We start from the raw sequence: 21,314 nt of genomic DNA on the forward strand, positions 1-21,314 counted from the left end.
AAGCAGCCCCAAAAACGCCACAGTCACCTCCCCAGTAAGGCGTTCCCAGCAACGCGGTCGCAGCCCTCTGGCCGCGACCAACCTTGAATCCGCGGGCGCTGCACCCACAGCGCCCGCCAGAGGCTCTACTGGGCCTTGAGGTACTCATTGAGAAACGCCTGGGCATCGCCATAGCTGGACAGGTTGCTGTCATAACCCACCTTCAGCGGCTTGGCCTCACCCGGCAGATGCAACTCGCCATAGCCCTCCTGAAGCAGCAGCACCACGAACTTCTGCCCGTCCACCTGAGTGAAGTAACGGGTGTCGCGGTCGGTTTGCTCCACGTTCATTTTCTGAATGCGCATGTTCCAGTCATGGTCGGCGTCTTCCACCTGCACCAGCGCCTGATGGGCACTGCGCTCGCCGATGCGCAAGGTCCAGACCTTCACCCCGTGCGGCCCGGTGTAGGCCAGGATCTTGTCCGCCACCTGTGGCCGTTCCTCGGCCTGGGCCAGCCCGATACCCAGTACCCACGCCATGACCCATGCCGCCGCCCAACGGTAATAAAGCTGCATCCTTCTAGCTCCTGAACATAAAAAGGGGCGCTCATTGAAGCCGACCCGTGCGGCGCTGCCAAGCACCCGAGGCAACAGGCGGGATAAAAACCCCATCGTGTACAACCCGCGCCGGGCGAGGCACCAGTGGGTTACCATCCGCCGCCTGGGCGCCAAGGCACAACGCATGCGCATGCCCGGCAAGGGAGCCAGCAAATCCCCAGCCTCTTAAGGACAACCCCCATGAGCAAACTGACAGCGCTGATTGAACAAGCCCGTGAAGGCCTTAGCATCCAGCAAAACATCTCCCCGATCGGCTGGGAACTCATCTCCAGACAATGCGGCGCGGCGGAAATCGCCGAGATCAAAACCCGCATCGCCTCACTCAAAGCCGCCCGCGAAGCCGTCGAAGAATGGGACGGCGACACCCGCGATGACCTGTATTTCGCCATCGCCAACTTCACCCGCCTGCTGGAACTGGCCACCGCCTACGCACAAGGTGAATGAACATGCCGGCTGAGCGCACAACGGATTATGTCGAGAGCAGCGAGGGCGCCGTGCGCCTATGGAGAGAGCAGGGCAGTGCCATTCATCTCAAGGCCTGCACCGAACACAACGACCCCGTGGAGCTGACGGCAGAACAGGCCCTGGAACTGGCCCAGGCACTGCAACGTTTGGCCAGCCGCCTGGCCGACTGAATGAGCGCCACGCCTCGACTGACGCACCCCTGGCGCCCGAACCCACTCAGGCAAAATCCGCTGGCTCGAAGCGCTCGCTGGTGTCCATGCGGATAGCACGCAGGCCCAGCGTCTGCAGATGGGACTCATACAGCCCCAGGGCGCAATAACTGATCAGCAAGCTGCGACGGCGCGCACCACTGGGGTTGAGGCTGGCCCCATGCACCAGATCGGCATCGAACAGCAGCACGTCCCCCGCATTGCCCGCCAACTGCACCACCCGGGATTCATCACTGAAATCAAAGGGCGCCAACCGCTCCCCGGGGCGATGACTGCCGGGCACGATGCGCGTCGCGCCATTGGCCGGCCCATAGTCATCGAGATAGACCAGCGCCGTGACCCGGTCACCGAGGCGCTGTTCCGACAGATCCCGGTGCAACACCTGATGACCGCCCCCCGCCAACGGCTCGCGGCCCTCCACCTGCGCCAGAAAAAAGCCTTCCCCGATCAACTCCCCGGCCACCGCCAACATCGCCGGCAAACGACACACCGCCTGCACCCGTGTATCCAGATCCACCAGCGCATGACGCCAATCGTGGCCCCTAGGCACCGGCCATTGCTCGGGCGCAATCAACCCCGTCTCGAAGGTGGCCCGCAGCTCATCCAGCCAGCCGGCGGGCACCGCCTGACGCAGCAATAGGTAACCGTTTTGATGGAGTTGTTTGCGGTCGATCATGAGGGGGCAGATGTCCTTATCCATAGTGGGGGAGAGCATAACGGCTCGCTAATCCGAGCGACATAACCGGCTACGGTTTAGCGGTTGCCGCAGGGTGAGCAGACCGCCTAGTCTGCGGCGGTCGCTGCAAAATCAGCGACCGGGCCTGAGAACCCGATCAGATGCAGGCACATTGTTGATCAGGGAGTTTCAATCATGTCTGCCGGTAATCTGTCTGAAATTTGCTGCTGTTCCTTTCACCTTTCTCCGCTCAAAAGCCTCTGCTGCCAGATCCAGGCGGGAGGTGCACGATGAGCCATTCAAACTCGATCAAAACCCAAGGCTTTGTCACCTTTGGCCAATGTGCCGATCCTGAACTAACGTTGTTTCGCGTCAATGCGGATGTGCCTTTGGAACAGGCGTTGGAGCAGGCTTCGACGCTGTTGTACTACGCCAAAAAGTTAGCGCTGGATGCGGCTATGGAAGAGCAGGGGGAGCGGTATGCGTGGGCTGCGTATTTTTTGGCGGAGATGGGGAAGGCGGTGATTGATGATGTGTGTTTGGGGTTGGGGTAGGGACTCTAAGTTAAGGAAAAGCCGCGTGAGGTATATAGAGGCACCGCCTATCGCTGTTTGATAAGCGGTGTCTCTATTATTTAAGAGGCTACTTTCTGTAATTGGCCGCCGTTCGTGGCTGTCAGCTATCTACCCAACTGGTGCTGGGGAAATATTAAGTGTCTGGTTCTAATTGGTCTAAAGCTCTGGTTCTGGCTCCAGTAGGCTATTAACCCAGAACCCTGGAGGGATTGGTAATTTATGATAATGACAGGCAACCATAATGACAGGCCAGAACCCTGATTTGATGGGCGATAGATTTTGCAAATCTGAATCCGTACGGCATGCCTCAGCAATAGTCGATATAAGTTGGCTGCCTCCTTTGTGCAATGGCAGCCCACAAAGAGCTCGCCCGTGAGAGTCTCCATCTATATAAAATCTCTCCTCTGACGTTGCGTCAGGAGACCAAAGCTGCAAGGTACAGTGCTTCAGCTCTTTCTGAGCAAGGCGGCTTAGTGAATCAACTGCCTCAGTTGCACCAAGCGCATGCAACCAAGCAGCAAGCAATGGAACTACTGTGCTGCCTGCCATTGACTCTTTGAAGTATTCATCGGAATTATTTCGTGGATGTTCGGCGAGGTCACGGTAGTCTGAAAAAGAACTAGTGTAGCTGCCTCGTGTATGGACGGAGAAGTTGAGGCGAAAAGCCATTTCCTGGAGCCAAGACGCCACTCCTGTCGCATCAAGTCCACTCACTAGCCAAAGTTGAAGGAATAGAGAGATACTGGTTCCTTGTCGATCTTCTATAGGCAGAAATAATATTGGGTTGTTTCGGATTAGCTCCAGGCCCTTTTGTGTGAGCTGTACGATTTTTTTTCTGATTTGCTCTTTGTGTTCCTCGTCACTACGTTCTCCAATCCACTGGAACCATAAACCCGCCAGACCAATACGCCCCAATATTTCAAATAGGGCAAGGTTCACATCCAGCGAACTTCGGGAACCGGTGGCCATTGATAGACCATAGCGTATCTCAACATATGGCAGTACTCGTTTCTCGAGGAACTCCATAGAAATAGTGAGATGAAGCTCAATCATCTGTTGAACGACAATGCTGAGTGCCCTCAACTCTCGTCCGTTGGTGCCGAGAGTGGGTCGAAGTAACTCCCAAGCAGTCAGCAACGCCAGCTCGCTCGCTCGATAAGGTGATTCTATGTTGCCAGCACTGCGTGCCCACACAAACAGGATCCACAGGCAGATGTTTAATTGCCGGGCAGAGCGAACACGGCCTTTTTCTGATGCGATGCCCGCCTTTCGAAGATCCGTTGTCAGGCGGCTAAAGTGCTCAAAAGAAATATCTGGCTCGTCGATCATTGCAACGGCTTTCTGGAAGCTGCTGCGTAGTACCTTAGGAAGGAGCTCTTCCCGTAGTATTCCTTTCAGAATCATTTCAGCAATTTTGTCGCCGTTCCATTCATCGAAACTGACTCTCTCCGTGGTGTTTTTTTCAATAAAGCCTGTTAGTTTTTCTCGTACTTGCTCATTTACATCTCCTCCAAAAGCCAAACAGATAACAATCTTCAGATTCTTGTATCTAGCAGGGATCCTGTTAGTGATGTAGGCATCCAGGATCTCACCCAATGAAGATCGTAGAGCCTGCGAATTTCCGTCCCAGTCTTGTCGGGTAAGGTCCCCCTTTTTGACTGAAAATAAAAAAATCTTCTTCTCTCCGTCGTCATCCTTCCCGACAGCTGCAATATCTACCCCAAGCTGGCTTGTTCCCCTTTGAGGGCGGGAGTAGACGTTGAAACCTAGCTCACTCAACAGATCTGGGAGGATGGCATCTAGCTCATCTCGCTCTCTGAGTGATGCCAAGTAGTCGCGAATCAATAGCTTCATTTTTTCATCCTCTCATTTCGAAAAATACGGAGGGTGTAATCAAGTCCAACAGGATCAACGACTTCCATTCGCGGCATCTCGAATGAAACACCATGAGAGTGAAGTTCGATCTCTACGGGACGAAGCTTGTCTTGACCATCGTCTATAAAATTTACTGAACGATTGCCGTAAAGCAGTACAGAACGACTCACCAGATTCAAGAAGACAGAGTTATTTTCCGCTTCTTTATGGGCGTTTCGCATCTCATCCGAAATGCGCAGGTGTTCTATACGACGGTGATGCTCCGATGGCTGAAGTTCTACTATAAGCGGAACTGATCGCTGAGCTTCGATATTTGCTTCATTCTGAGCAAGAGCCGAGATGACAGCCTTGCTAGCAGCATCCTCTGGAGAAATGCTTTCGAGATACTTTCGAATACAACCATAGTTTTGCAGCAAAGGATCAACTAGCAGCCTTTGTACTTCTTGAACTGTCATTTCGTCACATACGCGCAATACTGAGACTAATACCGATGCAGCCGTCGTTGGCTTGTAGAAGAACCAACCAATCGCCTTTCGACAGATGAATAACTGTGTAGCGGAAGATAGTGCTAAGTCTTCGGCTTTGAGATCTAATGGCACGCCATCAAGCTGTGGTCCTTGTATAGCGTCAGCAAGCCCCCTGCAAAGACGTGGAGTGCCAAGCTTGAGCCACTGAACTACTGCTTTGCTAAGGATGCCTGAAGAGTCAGAGAGCAGCGTTCCCATAAAGCTATCTAAAGCTTCAAGTTCAAGATTGTCGTTTGAATGTGATAAAAGTAGTGTTGCGAGAGAAATGGCCGACTCGGAATAGTTGTGCTCCAGCAGCGACTGCAGGCCAAGATCTAGTTGCTCTATAGTTCCTTTTTTTGTGGAGTCTACATGATGTAGTGTATTCACTAGGAGTGTAACAATTTCTTGTGTAAGAGCCTGCGGGTACAGCCAAAGTACAAGTGCGCATTGGTGTATGGTTAAATGGCCGGGAGACGTCACTAGCCGACTTATTAATGCAGTTGCAGTTGCAGTTGCAGTTGCAGTTGCGGTGCCAGGGTTGCATGCTAGTATTTTCATTGTTGCATGCAAGATACTTGCGTTTACGGAGTCTTCAATGTGTTGATCTAATAGAATATTGAAGATTTTAAATGTTTCGATGCAAGACTCTGAGGTTGTATGTTTGATACGTCCTAGAGCGATAATGGCAGCCTGGCGGCGAGTATCGTCATACTCAACTGCAATACGTCTCGCCTCGGTCAAGTCGCTAATGGCATCCAGAGCGAACGAAAGATATCGACAAGCAATTTCATCACCTTCATGCGCTGCGGCGATAATCTTGGTAGCGCGCCGTGGATCGCGTGCGCACCAATTATAGAACGCAGTATTGGGTTCATTAGCTGCTCCGTCTCGTCCTCCCCGGTTCACCAATTCACTAACGCAACGCATCATCCTTTCAGGTAGCGCATCTAATTCTGGCAAGAGGCGGCAAAAGAAGTCTGAGGCCATGAAGAACGCGCCTCCTTGAAGCTCTTGAAGAGAGCCTTCTTCAACAAGAGCCAATAAATCAATAGTTCCGGCATTGTGCAGTGCGATACATTGTTCTTCGATTACCTGAGTGTCCGTCCTGCCACTCATCTTGAATCTACACGCCATTTGACTTGCTAATTCTCTACGCTCGAACAAATCGACTAATTCTGTGATTGTCGGCATCACGTCCATGTCCCCTAATTAAAATACATTGATCGATCAGATGTTCGATTTGTCTCTACGGTAGTGGAAAACTTTCAGTTATCTGGGTGCTAAAAACTCGCTTAGGATTGACTGGTTTTTAATTCAGAAGCTTTTCTTCCTGAAGATACATTCTGATTCTGGCATTCGACATAGGCTATCCCCCTCAAAACGTCGGCGGCGTAATCACCCACAACACCACCGCATCCTCCTCCCCAGGATTCCCATACTTATGCGGTTCCTGGCTGGAAAAACTAAAGCTATCCCCCTCACTCAGCTGAAAATACCGTTCCCCCACCCACAGCTCAAAGCTCCCCGACAGCACATACCCGGCTTCCTCGCCCTCATGGCTGTAACTCTCCTTGCTGTACGTCCCCGGCGGAAACCGTGAGTGCAAAAACTCCAGCTGCCGGGTCGGTTGTGGGGTCAACAGCTGATCAATAATCCCGTTCTCATAATTCACCTGCAGCCGCTGTTTCTTGCGCACTACATAGCCCTGATCCTCGGGCGCGGTCTGGGTTTCGCTGGCGAAGAACCATTGGATGGTCACGCCCAGGCTGCGGGCGATGTTGAACAGGGCGGGGATGGAGGGGTAGGCGAGGTTGCGTTCCAGTTGGCTGATGTAGCCGGCGGTGAGTTCGCTCTGTTGCGCCAGTTCGCTCAGGGTCAGGCCGCGGCGTTTGCGCAGGCCGCGGATGCGGGTGCCAAGAAACTGGGGGCCGCCAGGGGCTTGGTTGTCTGTGCCGGGTTCCGCTGCGGGAGGGCGGCTCGCTGGCGGCGTCTTGCTGCTGGGGTTCATGGCGGGCTCCGGACCAAGAGAACGGGCGCATCCGCAGGCTGTGTGAAAACTACTGCGTTTGGCAATACTGCGTTAAAAACAGGCTCGGAATGCTCATTTACAGCCAGTAAACTCCGCTTCCTCGCCTGTTTTTGCCTTGTCTTGCCTTCACTCGTGACGTTTTCACACAGCCTGCTCGGGCGCCCGTCCTGCAAAAGCCCTGGAGTATAAAGCAGCCTCAAAGCGCCCAGGCGACTTTCAAACCTTCATGGATGGCTTCTTCCACGGTGCGCGGTGCCAGGCAGTCGCCGATACGCTGGAAGGGCACCAGGCCTTTGAGTTGCTGGCCGAGGTCGTCCACCGATTGGTGGCCTTGGCAAAGCACCAGGCTGTCGACGTTTTCCAGCAGCATGGGTTCGCCGCTGGCGGTGTGTTGCAGGTACACGGTGCTGTCGTCGCAGCCGTAGAGGCGGGCGTAGGGGATGATCGGGATCGCCAGTTTGTGCAGTTCGCCGGCCATCTGGTCGCGCACGTACAGCGGCAGGCTTTCGCCGCAGTGGGTGCCGTTGACCGCCAGTTGCACCTGGTGCCCGGCGCGTACCAGGCGTTCGGCGATGCCAGGGCCGATCCAGTCGCAGCGCCAGTCGGCCACCACCACGCTGCGGCCCAGTTGCACTTCGTCCCGCAGCACTTGCCAGGCGTCCACCACTTGCAGCTCGCCGCCGCGTTCGAAGTTCGGCCAGTAGGGCTGGGCGCCGGTGGCGATGATTACGTGGTCGGGGTTTTCGCGCTCGATCAGGGCGCGGTCGACTCGGGTGTTGCGCACCACTTCCACTCCGGCCAGTTGCATTTCCCGTTGCAGGTTGGTGCTGGCGCCGCCGAATTCGCTGCGCCGGGGCAGCAGTTGCGCCAGTTGGATCTGGCCGCCCAGTTGCGCGCTGGCTTCGTAGAGGGTGACGTGGTGGCCGCGTTGGGCGGCGACGGCGGCGGCTTTCATCCCGGCCGGGCCGCCGCCCACCACCATAATGCGTTTGCCGCGGGTGCTGGGCTTGGGCTGGCCGTAGAGCAGTTCGCGGCCGGTTTCCGGGTGCTGGATGCAGGAGATCGGCAGGCCCTTGTGGAAGTGGCCGATGCACGCCTGGTTGCAGGCGATGCAGGCGCGCACGTCCTCGGCTCGGCCGCTGTCGCTCTTGTTGGGCATCTGCGGGTCGCAGATCAGCGCGCGGGTCATGCCGCACACATCGGCCTGGCCCTTGGCGATGATGGCCTCGGCTTCCTGGGGCTGGTTGATGCGCCCGGTGACGAACAGCGGGATCGACAGTTTGGCCTTGAAGGTGCCGGCTTCCCGGGCCAGATAAGCCGCTTCCACCGCCATGGGGGGGACGATGTGCACCGCGCCGCCGAGGGAGGCGGAGGTGCCAGCGACGATGTGCACGTAGTCCAGTTGCCCTTGCAGCAATTGCACGGCGGCCAGGGATTCGTCTTCGGTGAGGCCTTCGGGGTCGCGTTCGTCGGCCGAAATGCGCAGGCCGATGATGAAGTCTTGATCGGTGCTGGCGCGCATGGCATCGAGGATTTCCCGGATAAAGCGCAGGCGCTGTTCCAGTTCGCCGTTGTAGCCGTCGCTGCGGCGGTTGACCCGCGGGTTGATGAACTGCGCCGGCAGGTAGCCGTGGCTGGCCACCAGTTCCACGCCGTCCAGCCCGGCCTGATGCAGGCGTCGGGCGGCGTCGGCGTAGCCCTGGATGATCTCGTCGATCATGTCCTGGTCCAGGGCCCGGGGCATGACCCGGAAGCGTTCGTTGGGCACCGCCGAAGGGGCGTAGGCCACGGCCAGCAGGCCGTCGGCGGACTCCATGATTTCCCGCCCCGGGTGGAAGATCTGCGACAGCACCACCGTGCCGTGGGCGTGGCAGGTTTCCGCCAGGCGCCGGTAGCCGTCGATGCAGGCGTCGTCGGTGGCCATCAGCACGTGGCTGGTGTAGCGCGCGCTGTCGTGGACCCCGGCCACCTGCAGCACGATCAGGCCGACGCCGCCTTCTGCCCGGGCGCGGTGGTAGGCAATCAGCTGTTCGTTGACCAGGTTGTCGGTGGGCATCGAGGTGTCGTGGCCGCTGGACATGATGCGGTTCTTCAGGCGTTTGCCACGGATCTGCAAGGGTGCGAACAGGTGCGGGAAGGCGCTGGTCATTGCGGTGACTCCAGGCGGGCCAAGGGCAGGGGAGCACAGCCTTGGCGTTGTTATTGTTGGCCTATCAAAATTTACCGACAGTAAAAAATCAACTTGTTTTTTTACTGATGCTTGCAGTAGTTTCGATCTGCGCCCGCTTTTGGCGCGAACCTCACAACAATAAAAAAGGGCCGTGCCGGCGCCTGCCGGTGTGGCACCGCGACGAGGATTCACAGATGAAAGCGCTCACCCGCAAGCACGGTTGTTCTTTCCTGGCCCTGAGCCTGGCCCTGGGTTTGTCCCTGGGCCAGGGCACTGCCCAGGCAGCCCCCGACATGGTGGTCGTGGCGTACGGCGGAGCCGGACAAAAAGCCCAGGATGTGGCGTTGTTCCAACCCTTCAGCAAGGCCGATGGCAGCAAGCTGATCCAGAGCGAATACAACGGCGAAATGGCCCGTATCAAGGTCATGGTCGACACCGGCAACGTCGACTGGGACCTGGTGCAGATCGAAGGCCCGGACCTGATGCGCGGCTGCGAGGAGGGCATGTACGAGCCCCTGGACTGGAAGGCCCTGGGCCGTGCCGAGCAGTTGATTGCCGACGCCGCCCAGCCCTGCGGCTCGGCGGTGCTGGTGTGGAGCGTGGCCATCGCCTACGACCGCAACAAGCTGGCCAAGGCCCCGGCGTCCTGGGCGGATTTCTGGGACGTCAAGCAGTTCCCCGGCAAGCGCGGCCTGCGCAAGCGCGCGGTGTACAACCTGGAGTTCGCGCTGATGGCCGATGGGGTCAAGGTCGAGGACGTGTACCAGGTCCTGGCCACGCCCCAAGGGGTGGAGCGGGCCTTCGCCAAGCTGACCGAACTCAAGCCCTACATCCAGTGGTGGGAAGCCGGGGCCCAGCCGGGGCAGTGGCTGGCCGCCGGCGATGTGGTGATGACCTCGACCTACAGCGGCCGCATCGCCGTGGCCGCCCAGGCCGGCGCGCCGCTGGCAGTGGTCTGGCCCGGCAGCCTGTACGGCATGGACTACTGGGCGATCATCAAGGGCTCCAAACACGTGGATCAGGCCAAGCGTTTCATCGCCTTCGCCAACCGCCCCGAGGTCCAGGTCGACTACGTCAAGCAGATCCCCTATGGCCCGACCAACACCCTGGCCGCGGCCAAGCTCGACCCGGCCCTGGCGCAGTGGGTGCCGACCTCGGAACAGAACCTCAAGGACGCCCTGGCGATGAACGTGGAGTTCTGGGTCGATCATGGCGAAGAGCTGGAAGAGCGCTTCAACGCCTGGGCCAGCAAGTAAGCGTACCGGGCTGGACGCCTGCGGGCGTCCGGTCCTATTGTTTGCCCGCCCAGATTGCCCCACCCACCCGCCTGGAGGACTCCAACAATGAACAATATCGCTCCCAGCCCCCACGCCAGCGCCGAGCGCAGCGCCACCGAACAGCGCTTGCGGCAAGAGCTGGCGGCCTGCTACCGGCTGATCGCGCACTTTCGCATGACCGACCTGATCTTCACCCATATCTCGGTGCGCCTGCCCGGGCCCGAGCATCACTTCCTGATCAACCCCTACGGCCTGATGTTCGAGGAAATCACCGCCTCCAACCTGGTGAAGATCGACCTCAACGGCGAGGCCGTGGAGCCGTCGCCGTACCCGGTGAACCCGGCGGGTTTCGTGATCCACAGCGCGATTCACGGCGCCCGCGAAGACGCCCAGTGCGTGCTGCACACCCACACCAAGGCCGGTTGCGCGGTGGCGGCGCTCAAATGCGGCTTGCTGCCGGTGAACCAGATCTCCATGGAGTTCTATGGCCGCGTGGCCTATCACGACTACGAAGGCGTGGCCCTGGACCTGGGCGAACAGCAACGACTGGTCGCCGACCTGGGGGACAAGAGCGTGCTGATGCTGCGCAACCATGGCCTGCTCACCGTGGGCGAAACCGTGAGCCAGGCGTTTTTGCGCATGTACTACCTGGAGAAAGCCTGCGAGATCCAGCTGGCGGCCCAGGCGGCGGGGGAGATCGTCCTGCCGCCGGACGCGGTCTGCGCCCACACCGAACGCCAGTTCAACGACCCGGGGCGGCCACTGCAGGAAGGCGAACTCAACGACCCGGACGCCATGCAACTGGCCTGGGCGGCGCTGCTGCGCCTGCTGGAGCGCATCGCCCCCGACTACCGCGCCTGACCACACCTGGTTTTGTATCTACCTGTAGCCGCTGCTGAGCCCTGGCGAAGCTGCGAAAAGGCCCGCAGGGCCTTGCTTGGCGATCGCCAGCCGAACTTGTGTCGTCTTCACGATCGTTGCGTCCCTGCGGGCCGTGCGCAGCCTGCGGCAGCGGCTACAGGGACCGCGCCGTTTGTTGTTTTTGTCACGGTGCTCCCGGCTTTGTCATGTGTAGCCGCTGCTGAGCCATGGCGAAGCTGCGAAAAGGCCCGCAGGGCCTTGCTTGACGATCTTCAGCCGAACCTGGGGCGCCCGCAGGATCTTTGCGTCCCTACGACGGAATGCCGCCCAACTCGTTCGCAGCCTGCGGCAGCGGCCACAGGAAGCGGTGCGGCTGGCGGTCGCGCAATCGCTGGATCGCTACGGAAGGCCTGTTGTACAGTCGTTCAGTTTTCGCCGTCCGGCCACTGTCCAAGGAACCCGCCCCATGAGCCAGGAAGCGCGCTTTTCCCGTTTGGAACCCGACCTGCGCAAGGCCGAGCTGATCGAGGCGACCCTGACGTGCCTCAAGCGCCACGGTTTTCAGGGGGCGTCGATCCGCAAGATTTCCGCCGAGGCCGGGGTGTCGGTGGGGCTGATCAGTCACCACTACGCCGGCAAGGACGAGTTGGTGGCCCAGGCCTATCGGGCGGTCACCGGGCGGGTCATGAACCTGCTGCGCGAGGCCATGGAGCAGGCCGCGCCCGATCCCCGGGAGCGGTTGTCGGCGTTCTTTCGCGCCTCGTTCTGCGCCGAACTGCTGGACCCGAAGCTGCTGGACGCCTGGCTGGCGTTCTGGGGCGCGGTGAAGACCGCCGAGGCGATCAATCTGGCCCATGAACATTCCTACGGCGAGTACCGCAACGAGCTGGCCAGCCTGCTGACCCGGCTGGCCGGGGAGCAGGGCTGGGAACGCTTCGACGCCGACCTGGCGGCCATCAGCCTCAGCGCCTTGCTCGACGGCCTGTGGCTGGAGTCCGGGCTCAACCCCGGGACCTTCAGCCCGCAGCAGGGCGTGCAGATCTGTGAAGCCTGGGTCGAGGGGCTGCTGGCCAGCCGGGGGCGCGGTTTCGTCAGGCCGACATAGGGTTGTTGATCGGTTGTTCAGTAATGGCTAGGCTGCTGCGCACAGGGTTCCTTTTCCAATAAAAATAATCAGGAAACAGGCGATGACTCCTCGGGTTTTGATCGTCGACGACGATCCGCTGATTCGCGAACTGCTTCAGGCTTATCTCTCTCAGGAAGGCTACGACGTGCATTGCGCCGCCACCGCGGAGCAGGCGGAGAGCTTTCTCGGCCAGCACACGGTGGACCTGCTGATGTTGGACATCCGCCTGCCGGGCAAGGACGGCCTGACCCTGACCCGTGAGCTGCGGGTGCGTTCGGAAGTGGGGATCATCCTGATCACCGGGCGCAACGACGACATCGACCGCATCGTCGGCCTGGAATGCGGTGCCGACGACTACGTGATCAAACCCCTCAACCCCCGCGAGCTGGTGTCCCGGGCCAAGAACCTGGTGCGGCGGGTGCGCCATGCGCGCCAGTCCCAGCCCCAGGCCGGCTGCCCGAGCCCGGTCAAGCAGTTCGCCGACTGGGCCCTGGACACCGACCGCCGTCGGCTGATCGACCCGCGTGGCGGCGAAACCCTGCTGACCCACGGTGAGTACCAGTTGCTCAGCGTGTTCCTGCGCAACAGCGGCCACACCCTGAGCCGCGACCAGTTGATGGACCAGATCCGCAACCGCGAATGGGTGCCCAGCGACCGTTCCATCGACGTGCTGGTGGGCCGTCTGCGACGCAAGCTGCACGACGACCCGGCCGAGCCGGAACTGATCATCACCATCCACGGTGCCGGTTACCTGTTCACCGCCAGCGTGGCCGCCTGAATTGCCGCGTCGCGCACTGAACCTGTGCCTGAGCCTGTGCTTGATCCTGCTGGCCGGCCCGACGTTCGCTGAACCCCAACCCGCGCTGCGCTATTGCGACTACCCGGTGTACCCGCCGATTTCCTGGAGCGACGGCCAGCAAGTGCGGGGGCTGGCGCCGACCCTGGTGCGGCAGGTGCTGGGGGAGCTGGGGTATCAGGTGCAGGTGGTGGTGCTGGGCAACTGGAAACGCTGTCTGCTGGATGCCGCCGCCGGCCGGGTGGACGTGGTGCTGGCCTACAGCACCAGCCAGCGCCAGCAGGACCTGCTGTTTTCCCGGGTGCCGGTGCTGCGCGAAGAAGTCGCGCTGTTCGTCAACCGCCGCCAGCTGCCGCGTTTCAACCACTTGCAGGATTTGCGCGCCTATCGCGGCGGCCTGCTGTTCGGCGAGAGCTACGGCCAGGATTTCGACCGCGAGGTGGTGCAGCACGGCAACATCGAATGGGTCTCCAGCAGCCAGCAGAACTTCGGCAAGCTGATCCGCCAGCGCATCGATTTCATCCCCCATGAACGGCGCACCGGGCAGCTGTTTATCGAGCAACTGCCGGGGGCCGAGGACATAGTCGCCTTGCCCCAGGCGGTGAGCGTCGACTACCTGCGCCTGGCGGTGTCGCGCCACTCGCCCCTGGCGCCGCGCATGGCCGAGATCGACGCCCGGTTGCAGCAGCAGGTGGACAGCGGCGCGGTACAGCGCTGGCTGGCGCAAAGCCAGGACGACTACCGCGCCATGCTCAAGGCGCAACGGGGAACGGCGCCATGATCCCCCTGCGTTCCGCCGGCCTGTTGCGCCGCCTGCTGCTGTTTATTTTGCTGTTCAGCCTGTGCTTCACCGTGCTCGCCAGCAGCGTGCAGCTGTACTTCGAATACCGCCGGGAAATGCGGGAGATCGACAGCCGCATGGAGCTGATCCGCGCCGGTTACCTGGGCAGCCTGGAACGCAACCTGTGGGACCTCAACCAGGAGCAACTGACCGTGCAGTTGCAGGGGCTGGTGGACTTTTCCGACGTGGCCCGGGTGCACCTGATCAGCAACGATTTCGACTTGCAGCAGGGCAGCGCCGAGCTGATCGGGCCGTTACGGGTGGAGCGTTTTCCCTTGAGCTATCAACCGCCGTCCGGGCCCTTGCGCCAGCTCGGCGAATTGCAGGTCAGCACCGACCTGGGGGCGGTGTACCGGCGCCTGTACGCCACCGGGCTGGCCAGCCTGTTGTGGATGAGCGTGTTTCTCTGCGGGCTGGCGGTGGCCTTGTCCGGGCTGTTCTACCGGCTGGTGACCCGGCACCTGCAAGTGATGGCCGACTTCGCCCGGCGCGTGGCGGCCGGCGAACTGCACGAGCCCCTGCACCTGGACAAGCGCCAGCGCCCCGGCGGCGACGAGATCGACACCGTGGCCCGGGCCCTGGACGACATGCGCCGGGCGGTGCTCGACGATGTGCAGCGCCGCGAAGCCGACCGCCTGGCCTTGCAGGACAAGCGCGACGAACTGCAGAAAATGGTCCAGCGCCGCACCGCCAGCCTGATGCACGCCAAGGACGAGGCCGAAGCCGCGAACCTGGCCAAGTCGCGCTTTCTGGCGACCATGAGCCATGAACTGCGCACCCCGTTGAACGGCATCCTCGGCATGGCCGAACTGCTGCGCCAGGCGCCTTTGGATCAGCAGGACCGCCAGCGCTTGCAGGCCTTGCATCAAGCCGGGGAGGGCTTGCTGAGCATCCTCAACCAAGTGCTGTCCTTTGCCCGCCTGGAAGAGGGCGAAAGCCGCCCGGAAGTGCGGGACTTCTCCCTGCGTCAGTTGCTGGAAGAAGTCACCACCTTGTTGCAGCCTCGGGCCGAGGCCAACCGCACCCGTTTGGAATTGCACATCGATGAGCAACTGGCGCCGCGTCAGCAGGGCGCCGAGCAGTACCTGCGCCAGGTGCTGAGCAACCTGCTGGCCAACGCCATTCGTTTTACCGAAGACGGCTGGGTGCGGGTCGAGGTGCAAGTGCTGCACAGCAGCGCCGAGGGCCAGCGCCTGCGCTGCTGCGTGCGCGACAACGGCATCGGCATTGCCGCGTCGATGCGCGAGAAGATCTTCGAGCGTTTCGTCCAGGCCAGTGACGAGGTGACCCGGCGCTATGGCGGCACCGGCCTGGGACTGGCCATCTGCAAGCACCTGCTGCAGCAACTGGACGGGCGCATCGGTGTGGACAGCGAGCTGGGGCAGGGCAGTTGTTTCTGGTTCGAACTGGCGTTGGGCATCGGCCAGGAACCCTTGTCGGTGCCCGCGCTTGAGTTGCCGATGCAGGCTTTGAACATCCTGGTGGTGGAGGACGTGGCCCTGAATCGCGAAGTGGCCAGCGGCCTGCTTGAGCGAGACGGCCATCAGGTGTGGCTGGCGCAAGACGGCGAGACGGCCCTGGCCCTGTGCCGGCAGCAAGTCTTCGACCTGTTGCTGCTGGATGTGCACCTGCCCGGCATCAGCGGGGTCGAGCTGTGCCGGGAAATCCGCCGCCGCCCCGGGCCCAATCGGCAGGCGCGAATCTTCGCCCTCACTGCCAGCGTGCAGCCGTCGCTGGTGCGCGGTTATCTGCAGGCCGGCATGCAGGGCATTCTCGGCAAGCCGTTGCAGCTGGCCAGCCTGCGGCAGGTGCTGGCCGGGCAGGTCCAGGTGCCGCCGACCGACACCCGGCAAGGCTTGCTCGATCAGAGCGTGCTGGACACCCATCGCAGCCTGCTGGGCGAGCAGAAATTGCAGGGTCTGCTCCAGGTCCTGGCCGATGCCCTGGATCAGCAACGGCCACGGCTGGCCGACGCCCTGGCCGCCGAAGACTGCACCGAAGTCCTGCACCTGGCCCATCGCCTGGCGGGCAGCGCCGACTCCCTGGGTTTCTGCGCCCTGGCCCGAGTGCTGCGGGAGTTGGAAAGTGCGGCAGAGCAGGCCGATCGCCCGACGTTGGCGGCCCTGGGGGCGAATTTGCAAACGTCCTGGCAGCAGTCCCGGGCCTTGCTGCAACAGCTGTTGGCGGCCTGACGTACAAAATCCTTACGACTTTTTACATCTTCGATCCTGGCGTTCAATCCGAACTTACATGGCTTTCCAATAATCGCTTGAGCCGCGCCCGCCGCGGTCTTCGAAGCTTATTGGAGATAATAATAATGAAACGCCTGCAAGCTGCTTCCGCCTCCCGCTGCACCCCCTCGACCCGCGCCCTGCGCCTCACTGACTGCTGAGGTGCGCCATGACAACCACCACTGAACGTAAAGGCATACACCTGACGCGCTCGCTGAAGAGCCGGCACATTTTCATGCTGTCCCTGGGCGGGGTGATCGGCACCGGGCTGTTCATGGGCTCCGGGGTCACCATCAACCAGGGCGGCCCCTGGGGGGCGATCCTCTCGTATCTGGTGGCCGGGTTCCTGATGTACCTGGTGATGGTCTGCCTCGGCGAGCTGTCGGTGCAGATGCCGGTGTCCGGTTCGTTCCAGGCCCATGCCACCAAATACATCGGCCCGGCCACCGGCTTCATGATCGGCTGGGTCTATTGGATGAGCTGGGCCACCACCGTGGGCCTGGAATTCACCGCCGCCGGCATGCTCATGCAGCGCTGGTTCCCCGACGTGCCGATCTGGTACTGGTCGGCGCTGTTCGTGGCCTTGCTGTTCGGCATCAACGCCCTGGCCACCCGCGCCTTTGGCGAGGCCGAATACTGGTTCGCCGGGGTCAAGGTGCTGGCGATCCTGAGCTTCATTGTGGTCGGCGCGCTGGTGATCTTCGGCGTCATCGACCTGCCCAGCGGCGCCCCGGCGCCGATGTTCGACAACCTCAAGGGCGACTCCCTGTTCCCCAACGGACTGCCGGCGGTGTTCGCGGTGATGATGACCGTGGTCTACGCCTTCCAGGGCTGCGAGATCATGGGCGTGGCCGCCGGGGAAACCGACCAGCCGGAAAAAAGCATTCCGCGTGCCGTGCGCAACGTGGTGTTTCGCGTACTGATCTTCTACGTCCTGGCGGTGATGGTGCTGGCGGCGATCATTCCCTGGCAGCAGGCCGGGCTGGTGGAAAGCCCCTTCGTCCAGGTGTTTGACATGGTGGGCATTCCCTACGCCGCCGACCTGATGAACTTCGTGATCCTCACGGCGATTCTTTCGGTGGGCAACTCCGGGTTGTATGCCTCCACGCGCATCCTCTGGGCCATGTCCAAATCCGGCATGGCGCCCAAGGCCCTGTCGCCCCTGAGCAAACAGGGGGTGCCCCTGCGGGCCCTGTTCATCACTCTGTGCTTTGCCCTGATCTCGCTGATGACCAGCTTTATCGCAGCCGACACCCTGTTCATGGTGCTGATGGCCGTGAGCGGCATGGCTGGCACTGTGACCTGGATCGTGATTGCCCTGGCCCAGTACCGCTTTCGTCGCCAGTTCCTGCGTGATGGGGGGCAACTGGAGCAACTCAAGTACCGCGCGCCGTGGTTTCCGCTGGTGCCGTTGTTGTGCATCGTGCTGTGCAGCTCGTTGTTTGTGTTTTTGGCGCTGGATGAAACCCAGCGGCCGTCGTTGTATTGGGGGTCGGGGTTTATTGCTCTGTGCTATGGCGCTTATTACCTGATGCAGCGTAAACGCCAACTGCAACCTGCCGCCGCGGTGTAGGAGCCGGCTTGCCGGCGAAGGGGGGGCGGGAGACATGCAGCGCCTGGGTGGGCGCCTTCGTTGGCCTTTGCGGCTAGAGAGGCGGGGTATATATCCATTCCTGCGGGTGTGGCCGTTGGTGGTTTTGCTTTTATGGCGGGGAGTGGGGGGCATATCCGTTGCTGCGGTTATGGCTGCTTAGGGTTTCGCTCTTACAGCGGTGGGCTGTGTACATATCCGTTGCTGCGGTTACGGCTGCTTATGGTTTCGCCCTTACGGCGAGTCCCTTTTTTTCAAACGCCAAAAAAAGGAACCAAAAAACGCTTGCCCCTCCATGGGCCCCTCGCTAGGGCTCGGGGTTCCCTCGCTTCGGCATTGCTCCGGGGGCCCGCCGCCAACCGGCCATCCATGGCCGGGTGGCGGCTAGCTCGGCATCCATGCCGAGCTGCCCCCTACGCAACGCCTGCGCTCGGCCGGCTGGGAAGGGGCCTGAAGATCAAAAGCCAAAGCCAAGGTGCGCAGGCTGGTTCCTTGTAGCCGCTGCCGAAGGCTGCGAACGAGCGCTCGCGCTCGCAAAACCAGGCGGCGCGATAGGTCAGGAATATCGGGGAGGCAGGTTTAGCGTCTCCTGCGGAGCCGGTCGCAGCCTTCGGCAGCGGCTACATGTAACGCGAACGGCAATGAAACAGGCCGGCCGGCAGGCCGCCGTCAGATTTTGATCTTGCTTTTGATTTTGATCTGAACGCCCCGTTAACCACGATGGCCGAACGCAGGCATTGAGCCGTGGGTAACCCGGCAGGGATGCCGGGTTAGCCGCCACCCGGCCATGGATGGCCGGTGGCGGCGGCCCACGGATCAATGCCGGAGTGAGGGCATGCCGAGCCTAGGCGAGGCACCGAGTGGAGGGGCAGAGCGTTTTGCTTACTTTTGCGCTCTTCAAAAGTGAGCCGCTGTAAGAGCGGAACCGTAAGCGGCCGCACCCGCAGGAACGGATATGTACCCAACCCCCGCTGTAAAAGCGAAACCATAAGCCGTCGCACCCGCAGCAACGGATATGCCCACCAATCAGACCGCACCCTCAGGTTTACGGCCGCCACCCACCCGAGCGGGAGCAAGCTCCCTCACCACAAAAACCTCCCCCAACCCCCCTTTTGTCGAGGCTTGTTCGAAGTTGTAACAACCCCCACGCATCAACCCCCAAAATCCAGATTTTTACCTAATAAAAACAAAGGGATATCTCAATAAATCGACCCAAAAGCCCCCCCAGCCCCCCCAATTGCCGCCTTGTTGAACACTCGTTTAGTATCACCCTCAAGCCACCCCCTCACGCCAACCACAATAATTCGAGGACGCCCATGACCCTTTCATCGTCGCTGCTCAGCCGGATCGAAGCCGGCGTAGCCTGGATCACCCTCAACCGCCCGGCGCAACGCAACGCCCTGGACATCCCCAGTCTCCAGGCGCTGCACCGCCTGCTGGACACCTGCAACAGCGACCCCAGCGTCCGAGCCGTGGTACTCACCGGCAGCGGCCGCAGTTTCTGCGCCGGGGCCGATCTGGCGGAGTGGGCCGAAGCCGAAGCCCGCGGCGCCCTGGAAAGCTACGGCTGGACCGAAACCGCCCACGCCTTGATGACCCGCCTGCACAGCCTGGACAAACCCACCATCGCCGCCATCAACGGCACTGCGGTGGGCGCGGGCATGGACTTGAGTCTGTGCTGCGATCTGCGGGTGGCGGCGCAGTCGGCGCGGTTCAAGGCCGGCTACACCAGCATGGCCTACTCGCCGGACGCCGGGGCCAGTTGGCACTTGCCGCGCCTGATCGGCAGTGAACAGGCCAAGCGCCTGCTGTTTCTCGATGAGTTGTGGAGCGCCGAACGGGCCCTGGCCGCCGGGTTGGTGGGTGAGGTGTGCGCCGACGAGCAACTGATCGGCAACGTCGGCGAGTTGGCGGCGCGCTTGGCGGCGGGCCCGACCTTTGCCTTTGCCCAGACCAAGAAGCTGATCCGCCAGGGCGCCGAGCGCGGCTTGCCGCAGCAGTTGGCGGCCGAGCTGGCCGCCGGCCTGCTGTGTGGGCGCAGTGCCGATGGCGCCGAAGCCCTGCGCGCCGCCACGGAAAAACGCCCGCCACGTTTCCAGGGCATGTAGGAGCGGCCGGGCGGCGCTCCGTTTGCCGGCGAAAGGGCCCCTGGGCCATGCGCCCATTTTGTAGGAGCCGGCTTGCCGGCGAAGGCGCCCGCAAGAACAGCGCCTTATTCAAGGGCCTCTTCGCCAGCAGGCCGGCTCCTGCGGGAAGGTTTTTTCGGCAGGCCGTCCTGCCCGATCACTGTTTTTTTGCACCGTCACTCACTCACAGGTAGCGCCATGAATTTCCAACTCAGCCAAGAACAAGAAATGCTGGTGGACGCGGTTCGCAGTTTTGTCAGCAAGGAGTTGCTGCCCCACGAAGAGGCGGTGGACCGCGCCGATGAGGTCAGCGCCGACCTCGCCGGTGAGATCCGCAGCAAGGCCATCGCCGCCGGTTTCTATGCTTTCAACATGCCGGAGGAGGTGGGCGGCGGTGGCCTGGATTACCTGTCCCAGGCGCTGATCGAGCGCGAGCTGGCCAAGTGTTCCTGGGCCTTGCATGTGTTCGTTGCCCGGCCTTCGAAAATCCTCATGGCCTGTACCGGCTCGCAGATCGGCGACTACCTGCTGCCCTGCGTGCAGGGGCGCAAGGTTGACTGCTTTGCGCTGACCGAGCCCGGCGCCGGTTCCGATGCCAATGCGATCAAGACCCGCGCCGTGCGTGACGCTGGCGACTTCGTGCTCAACGGCAGCAAGCACTTCATCAGCCACGCCGGGCATGCGGATTTCGCCATTGTCTTTGCGGTCACCGGCACCTATGAGCACAACGGCCGCCAGCGCAACGCGGTGACCGCGTTCCTGGTGGATCGCGACACCCCGGGCCTGACCATCCGCCGTGGCCCCAAGTGCGTGAGCAACCGGGGCTACCACACCTTCGAGATGTTCTTCGACGACTGCCGGGTGCCGGCCAACAAGGTGCTGGGGGAGGTGGGCAAGGGCTGGGACGTGGCCAACGCCTGGCTCACTGCCGGGCGGGTGATGGTGGCGGCCAACTGCGTCGGGCAGGCCCAGCGCGCCCTGGATGCCTCCCTGCAATGGGCGGCGGATCGCAAGCAGTTCGGCCAGGCCATCGGCAGTTACCAGGGGGTGTCGTTCAAGCTGGCGGACATGGCCACGCAGATCCGCGCCGCTGAGCTGCTGACCCTGCACACCGCGTGGAAGATGGACCAGGGCATCATGACCGACGGCGAGGCCGGGATGGCCAAGCTGTTCGCCAGTGAAGTGCTGGGCCGGGTGGCCGACGAGGCGGTGCAGATCTACGGCGGCATGGGTTTGATGGACGAAGGTCCGGTGGAACGCATCTGGCGCAACGCGCGGATCGAGCGGATCTGGGAAGGCACGTCGGAGATCCAGCGCCACATCATTTCCCGTGAACTGCTGCGGCCGCTGATGCGCTGAGC

18 protein-coding genes are annotated in these 21,314 nt (G+C 61.3%); 12 read left to right on the forward strand and 6 right to left on the reverse strand.

The window, feature by feature from the left end; all coding sequences use genetic code 11:
• Window positions 1–125 precede the first annotated feature (125 nt).
• Window positions 126–554 carry a hypothetical protein gene (locus tag DWF74_RS29455; protein ID WP_115582313.1) on the reverse strand — a complete coding sequence of 143 codons (429 nt, stop codon included), beginning with the start codon at window positions 552–554 and terminating at the stop codon, window positions 126–128.
• Window positions 555–776: 222 nt separating this feature from the next.
• Between DWF74_RS29455 and DWF74_RS29460 the strand changes: the two genes are divergently transcribed.
• Entirely contained in the window at window positions 777–1,040 is a 264-nt protein-coding gene (locus tag DWF74_RS29460; protein WP_102864520.1) for a hypothetical protein, read from the forward strand.
• Between the two features lie 2 nt (window positions 1,041–1,042).
• On the forward strand, window positions 1,043–1,231 hold the full coding sequence (locus tag DWF74_RS29465; protein ID WP_240321983.1) for a hypothetical protein: 189 nt from the start codon (window positions 1,043–1,045) through the stop codon (window positions 1,229–1,231).
• 46 nt (window positions 1,232–1,277) lie between these two features.
• Here DWF74_RS29465 and DWF74_RS29470 read toward each other — a convergent pair whose 3' ends face one another.
• On the reverse strand, window positions 1,278–1,946 hold the full coding sequence (locus DWF74_RS29470; protein ID WP_115582315.1) for a phytanoyl-CoA dioxygenase family protein: 669 nt from the start codon (window positions 1,944–1,946) through the stop codon (window positions 1,278–1,280).
• A gap of 290 nt (window positions 1,947–2,236) precedes the next feature.
• On the opposite strand from DWF74_RS29470, the gene DWF74_RS29475 reads away from it, so the two are divergent.
• A complete protein-coding gene (locus DWF74_RS29475; protein WP_115582316.1) occupies window positions 2,237–2,500 on the forward strand; it encodes a DUF3077 domain-containing protein in 264 nt (87 codons plus the stop codon).
• Window positions 2,501–2,677: 177 nt separating this feature from the next.
• On the opposite strand, the gene DWF74_RS29480 is transcribed toward DWF74_RS29475, so the two are convergent.
• The 4 genes from DWF74_RS29480 to DWF74_RS29495 form a co-directional block, all read right to left on the reverse strand.
• Window positions 2,678–4,375, reverse strand: coding sequence for a hypothetical protein (locus DWF74_RS29480; RefSeq protein ID WP_115582317.1), 1,698 nt, complete (start codon window positions 4,373–4,375; stop codon window positions 2,678–2,680).
• Window positions 4,372–6,099: a hypothetical protein gene (locus DWF74_RS30530; protein ID WP_162884141.1), complete on the reverse strand. Its 1,728-nt coding sequence runs from the start codon at window positions 6,097–6,099 to the stop codon at window positions 4,372–4,374. Before DWF74_RS30530 ends, DWF74_RS29480 begins: the two co-directional genes overlap by 4 nt.
• Before the next feature lie 181 nt (window positions 6,100–6,280).
• Entirely contained in the window at window positions 6,281–6,913 is a 633-nt protein-coding gene (locus DWF74_RS29485) for a cupin domain-containing protein (RefSeq protein ID WP_047304621.1), read from the reverse strand.
• A gap of 217 nt (window positions 6,914–7,130) precedes the next feature.
• Window positions 7,131–9,083, reverse strand: coding sequence for an FAD-dependent oxidoreductase (locus DWF74_RS29495; RefSeq protein WP_115582319.1), 1,953 nt, complete (start codon window positions 9,081–9,083; stop codon window positions 7,131–7,133).
• Window positions 9,084–9,298: 215 nt separating this feature from the next.
• On the opposite strand from DWF74_RS29495, the gene DWF74_RS29500 reads away from it, so the two are divergent.
• The 9 genes from DWF74_RS29500 (at window position 9,299) to DWF74_RS29545 (ending at window position 21,312) form a co-directional block, all read left to right on the forward strand.
• Complete coding sequence (locus DWF74_RS29500) at window positions 9,299–10,360, forward strand: ABC transporter substrate-binding protein (RefSeq protein ID WP_060838989.1); 1,062 nt, start codon at window positions 9,299–9,301, stop codon at window positions 10,358–10,360.
• Between the two features lie 87 nt (window positions 10,361–10,447).
• Window positions 10,448–11,242 (forward strand): class II aldolase/adducin family protein, encoded by a 795-nt coding sequence (locus DWF74_RS29505; RefSeq protein ID WP_102864528.1) that lies wholly within the window; start codon window positions 10,448–10,450, stop codon window positions 11,240–11,242.
• Between the two features lie 466 nt (window positions 11,243–11,708).
• On the forward strand, window positions 11,709–12,347 hold the full coding sequence (locus DWF74_RS29510; RefSeq protein ID WP_060838991.1) for a TetR family transcriptional regulator C-terminal domain-containing protein: 639 nt from the start codon (window positions 11,709–11,711) through the stop codon (window positions 12,345–12,347).
• A gap of 82 nt (window positions 12,348–12,429) precedes the next feature.
• Entirely contained in the window at window positions 12,430–13,146 is a 717-nt protein-coding gene (locus DWF74_RS29515) for a response regulator (protein WP_060838992.1), read from the forward strand.
• Between the two features lies 1 nt (window position 13,147).
• Window positions 13,148–13,945, forward strand: a complete 798-nt coding sequence (locus DWF74_RS29520) for a substrate-binding periplasmic protein (protein WP_115582320.1) — start codon at window positions 13,148–13,150, stop codon at window positions 13,943–13,945.
• Window positions 13,942–16,197: an ATP-binding protein gene (locus DWF74_RS29525; protein WP_115582321.1), complete on the forward strand. Its 2,256-nt coding sequence runs from the start codon at window positions 13,942–13,944 to the stop codon at window positions 16,195–16,197. Before DWF74_RS29520 ends, DWF74_RS29525 begins: the two co-directional genes overlap by 4 nt.
• A gap of 208 nt (window positions 16,198–16,405) precedes the next feature.
• Entirely contained in the window at window positions 16,406–17,809 is a 1,404-nt protein-coding gene (locus tag DWF74_RS29530) for an amino acid permease (RefSeq protein WP_060838995.1), read from the forward strand.
• A 1,334-nt stretch (window positions 17,810–19,143) separates the two neighbouring features.
• Window positions 19,144–19,935, forward strand: a complete 792-nt coding sequence (locus DWF74_RS29540) for an enoyl-CoA hydratase/isomerase family protein (protein WP_115582322.1) — start codon at window positions 19,144–19,146, stop codon at window positions 19,933–19,935.
• Window positions 19,936–20,151: 216 nt separating this feature from the next.
• Window positions 20,152–21,312 carry an acyl-CoA dehydrogenase family protein gene (locus tag DWF74_RS29545; protein ID WP_115582323.1) on the forward strand — a complete coding sequence of 387 codons (1,161 nt, stop codon included), beginning with the start codon at window positions 20,152–20,154 and terminating at the stop codon, window positions 21,310–21,312.
• Window positions 21,313–21,314: the final 2 nt, after the last annotated feature.

The sequence above is a fragment of the Pseudomonas protegens genome (assembly GCF_003363755.1).
GTDB lineage: Bacteria > Pseudomonadota > Gammaproteobacteria > Pseudomonadales > Pseudomonadaceae > Aquipseudomonas > Aquipseudomonas danubii.

Excerpts from the sequence above, each read along its gene's own strand:
- DWF74_RS29455 (WP_115582313.1), bottom strand. The coding sequence starts at position 554 with ATGCAGCTTTATTACCGTTGGGCGGCGGCATGGGTCATGGCGTGGGTA.
- DWF74_RS29460 (WP_102864520.1), top strand. The coding sequence starts at position 777 with ATGAGCAAACTGACAGCGCTGATTGAACAAGCCCGTGAAGGCCTTAGC.
- DWF74_RS29465 (WP_240321983.1), top strand. The coding sequence starts at position 1,043 with ATGCCGGCTGAGCGCACAACGGATTATGTCGAGAGCAGCGAGGGCGCC.
- DWF74_RS29470 (WP_115582315.1), bottom strand. The coding sequence starts at position 1,946 with ATGATCGACCGCAAACAACTCCATCAAAACGGTTACCTATTGCTGCGT.
- DWF74_RS29475 (WP_115582316.1), top strand. The coding sequence starts at position 2,237 with ATGAGCCATTCAAACTCGATCAAAACCCAAGGCTTTGTCACCTTTGGC.
- DWF74_RS29480 (WP_115582317.1), bottom strand. The coding sequence starts at position 4,375 with ATGAAGCTATTGATTCGCGACTACTTGGCATCACTCAGAGAGCGAGAT.
- DWF74_RS29485 (WP_047304621.1), bottom strand. The coding sequence starts at position 6,913 with ATGAACCCCAGCAGCAAGACGCCGCCAGCGAGCCGCCCTCCCGCAGCG.
- DWF74_RS29495 (WP_115582319.1), bottom strand. The coding sequence starts at position 9,083 with ATGACCAGCGCCTTCCCGCACCTGTTCGCACCCTTGCAGATCCGTGGC.
- DWF74_RS29500 (WP_060838989.1), top strand. The coding sequence starts at position 9,299 with ATGAAAGCGCTCACCCGCAAGCACGGTTGTTCTTTCCTGGCCCTGAGC.
- DWF74_RS29505 (WP_102864528.1), top strand. The coding sequence starts at position 10,448 with ATGAACAATATCGCTCCCAGCCCCCACGCCAGCGCCGAGCGCAGCGCC.
- DWF74_RS29510 (WP_060838991.1), top strand. The coding sequence starts at position 11,709 with ATGAGCCAGGAAGCGCGCTTTTCCCGTTTGGAACCCGACCTGCGCAAG.
- DWF74_RS29515 (WP_060838992.1), top strand. The coding sequence starts at position 12,430 with ATGACTCCTCGGGTTTTGATCGTCGACGACGATCCGCTGATTCGCGAA.
- DWF74_RS29525 (WP_115582321.1), top strand. The coding sequence starts at position 13,942 with ATGATCCCCCTGCGTTCCGCCGGCCTGTTGCGCCGCCTGCTGCTGTTT.
- DWF74_RS29530 (WP_060838995.1), top strand. The coding sequence starts at position 16,406 with ATGACAACCACCACTGAACGTAAAGGCATACACCTGACGCGCTCGCTG.
- DWF74_RS29540 (WP_115582322.1), top strand. The coding sequence starts at position 19,144 with ATGACCCTTTCATCGTCGCTGCTCAGCCGGATCGAAGCCGGCGTAGCC.
- DWF74_RS29545 (WP_115582323.1), top strand. The coding sequence starts at position 20,152 with ATGAATTTCCAACTCAGCCAAGAACAAGAAATGCTGGTGGACGCGGTT.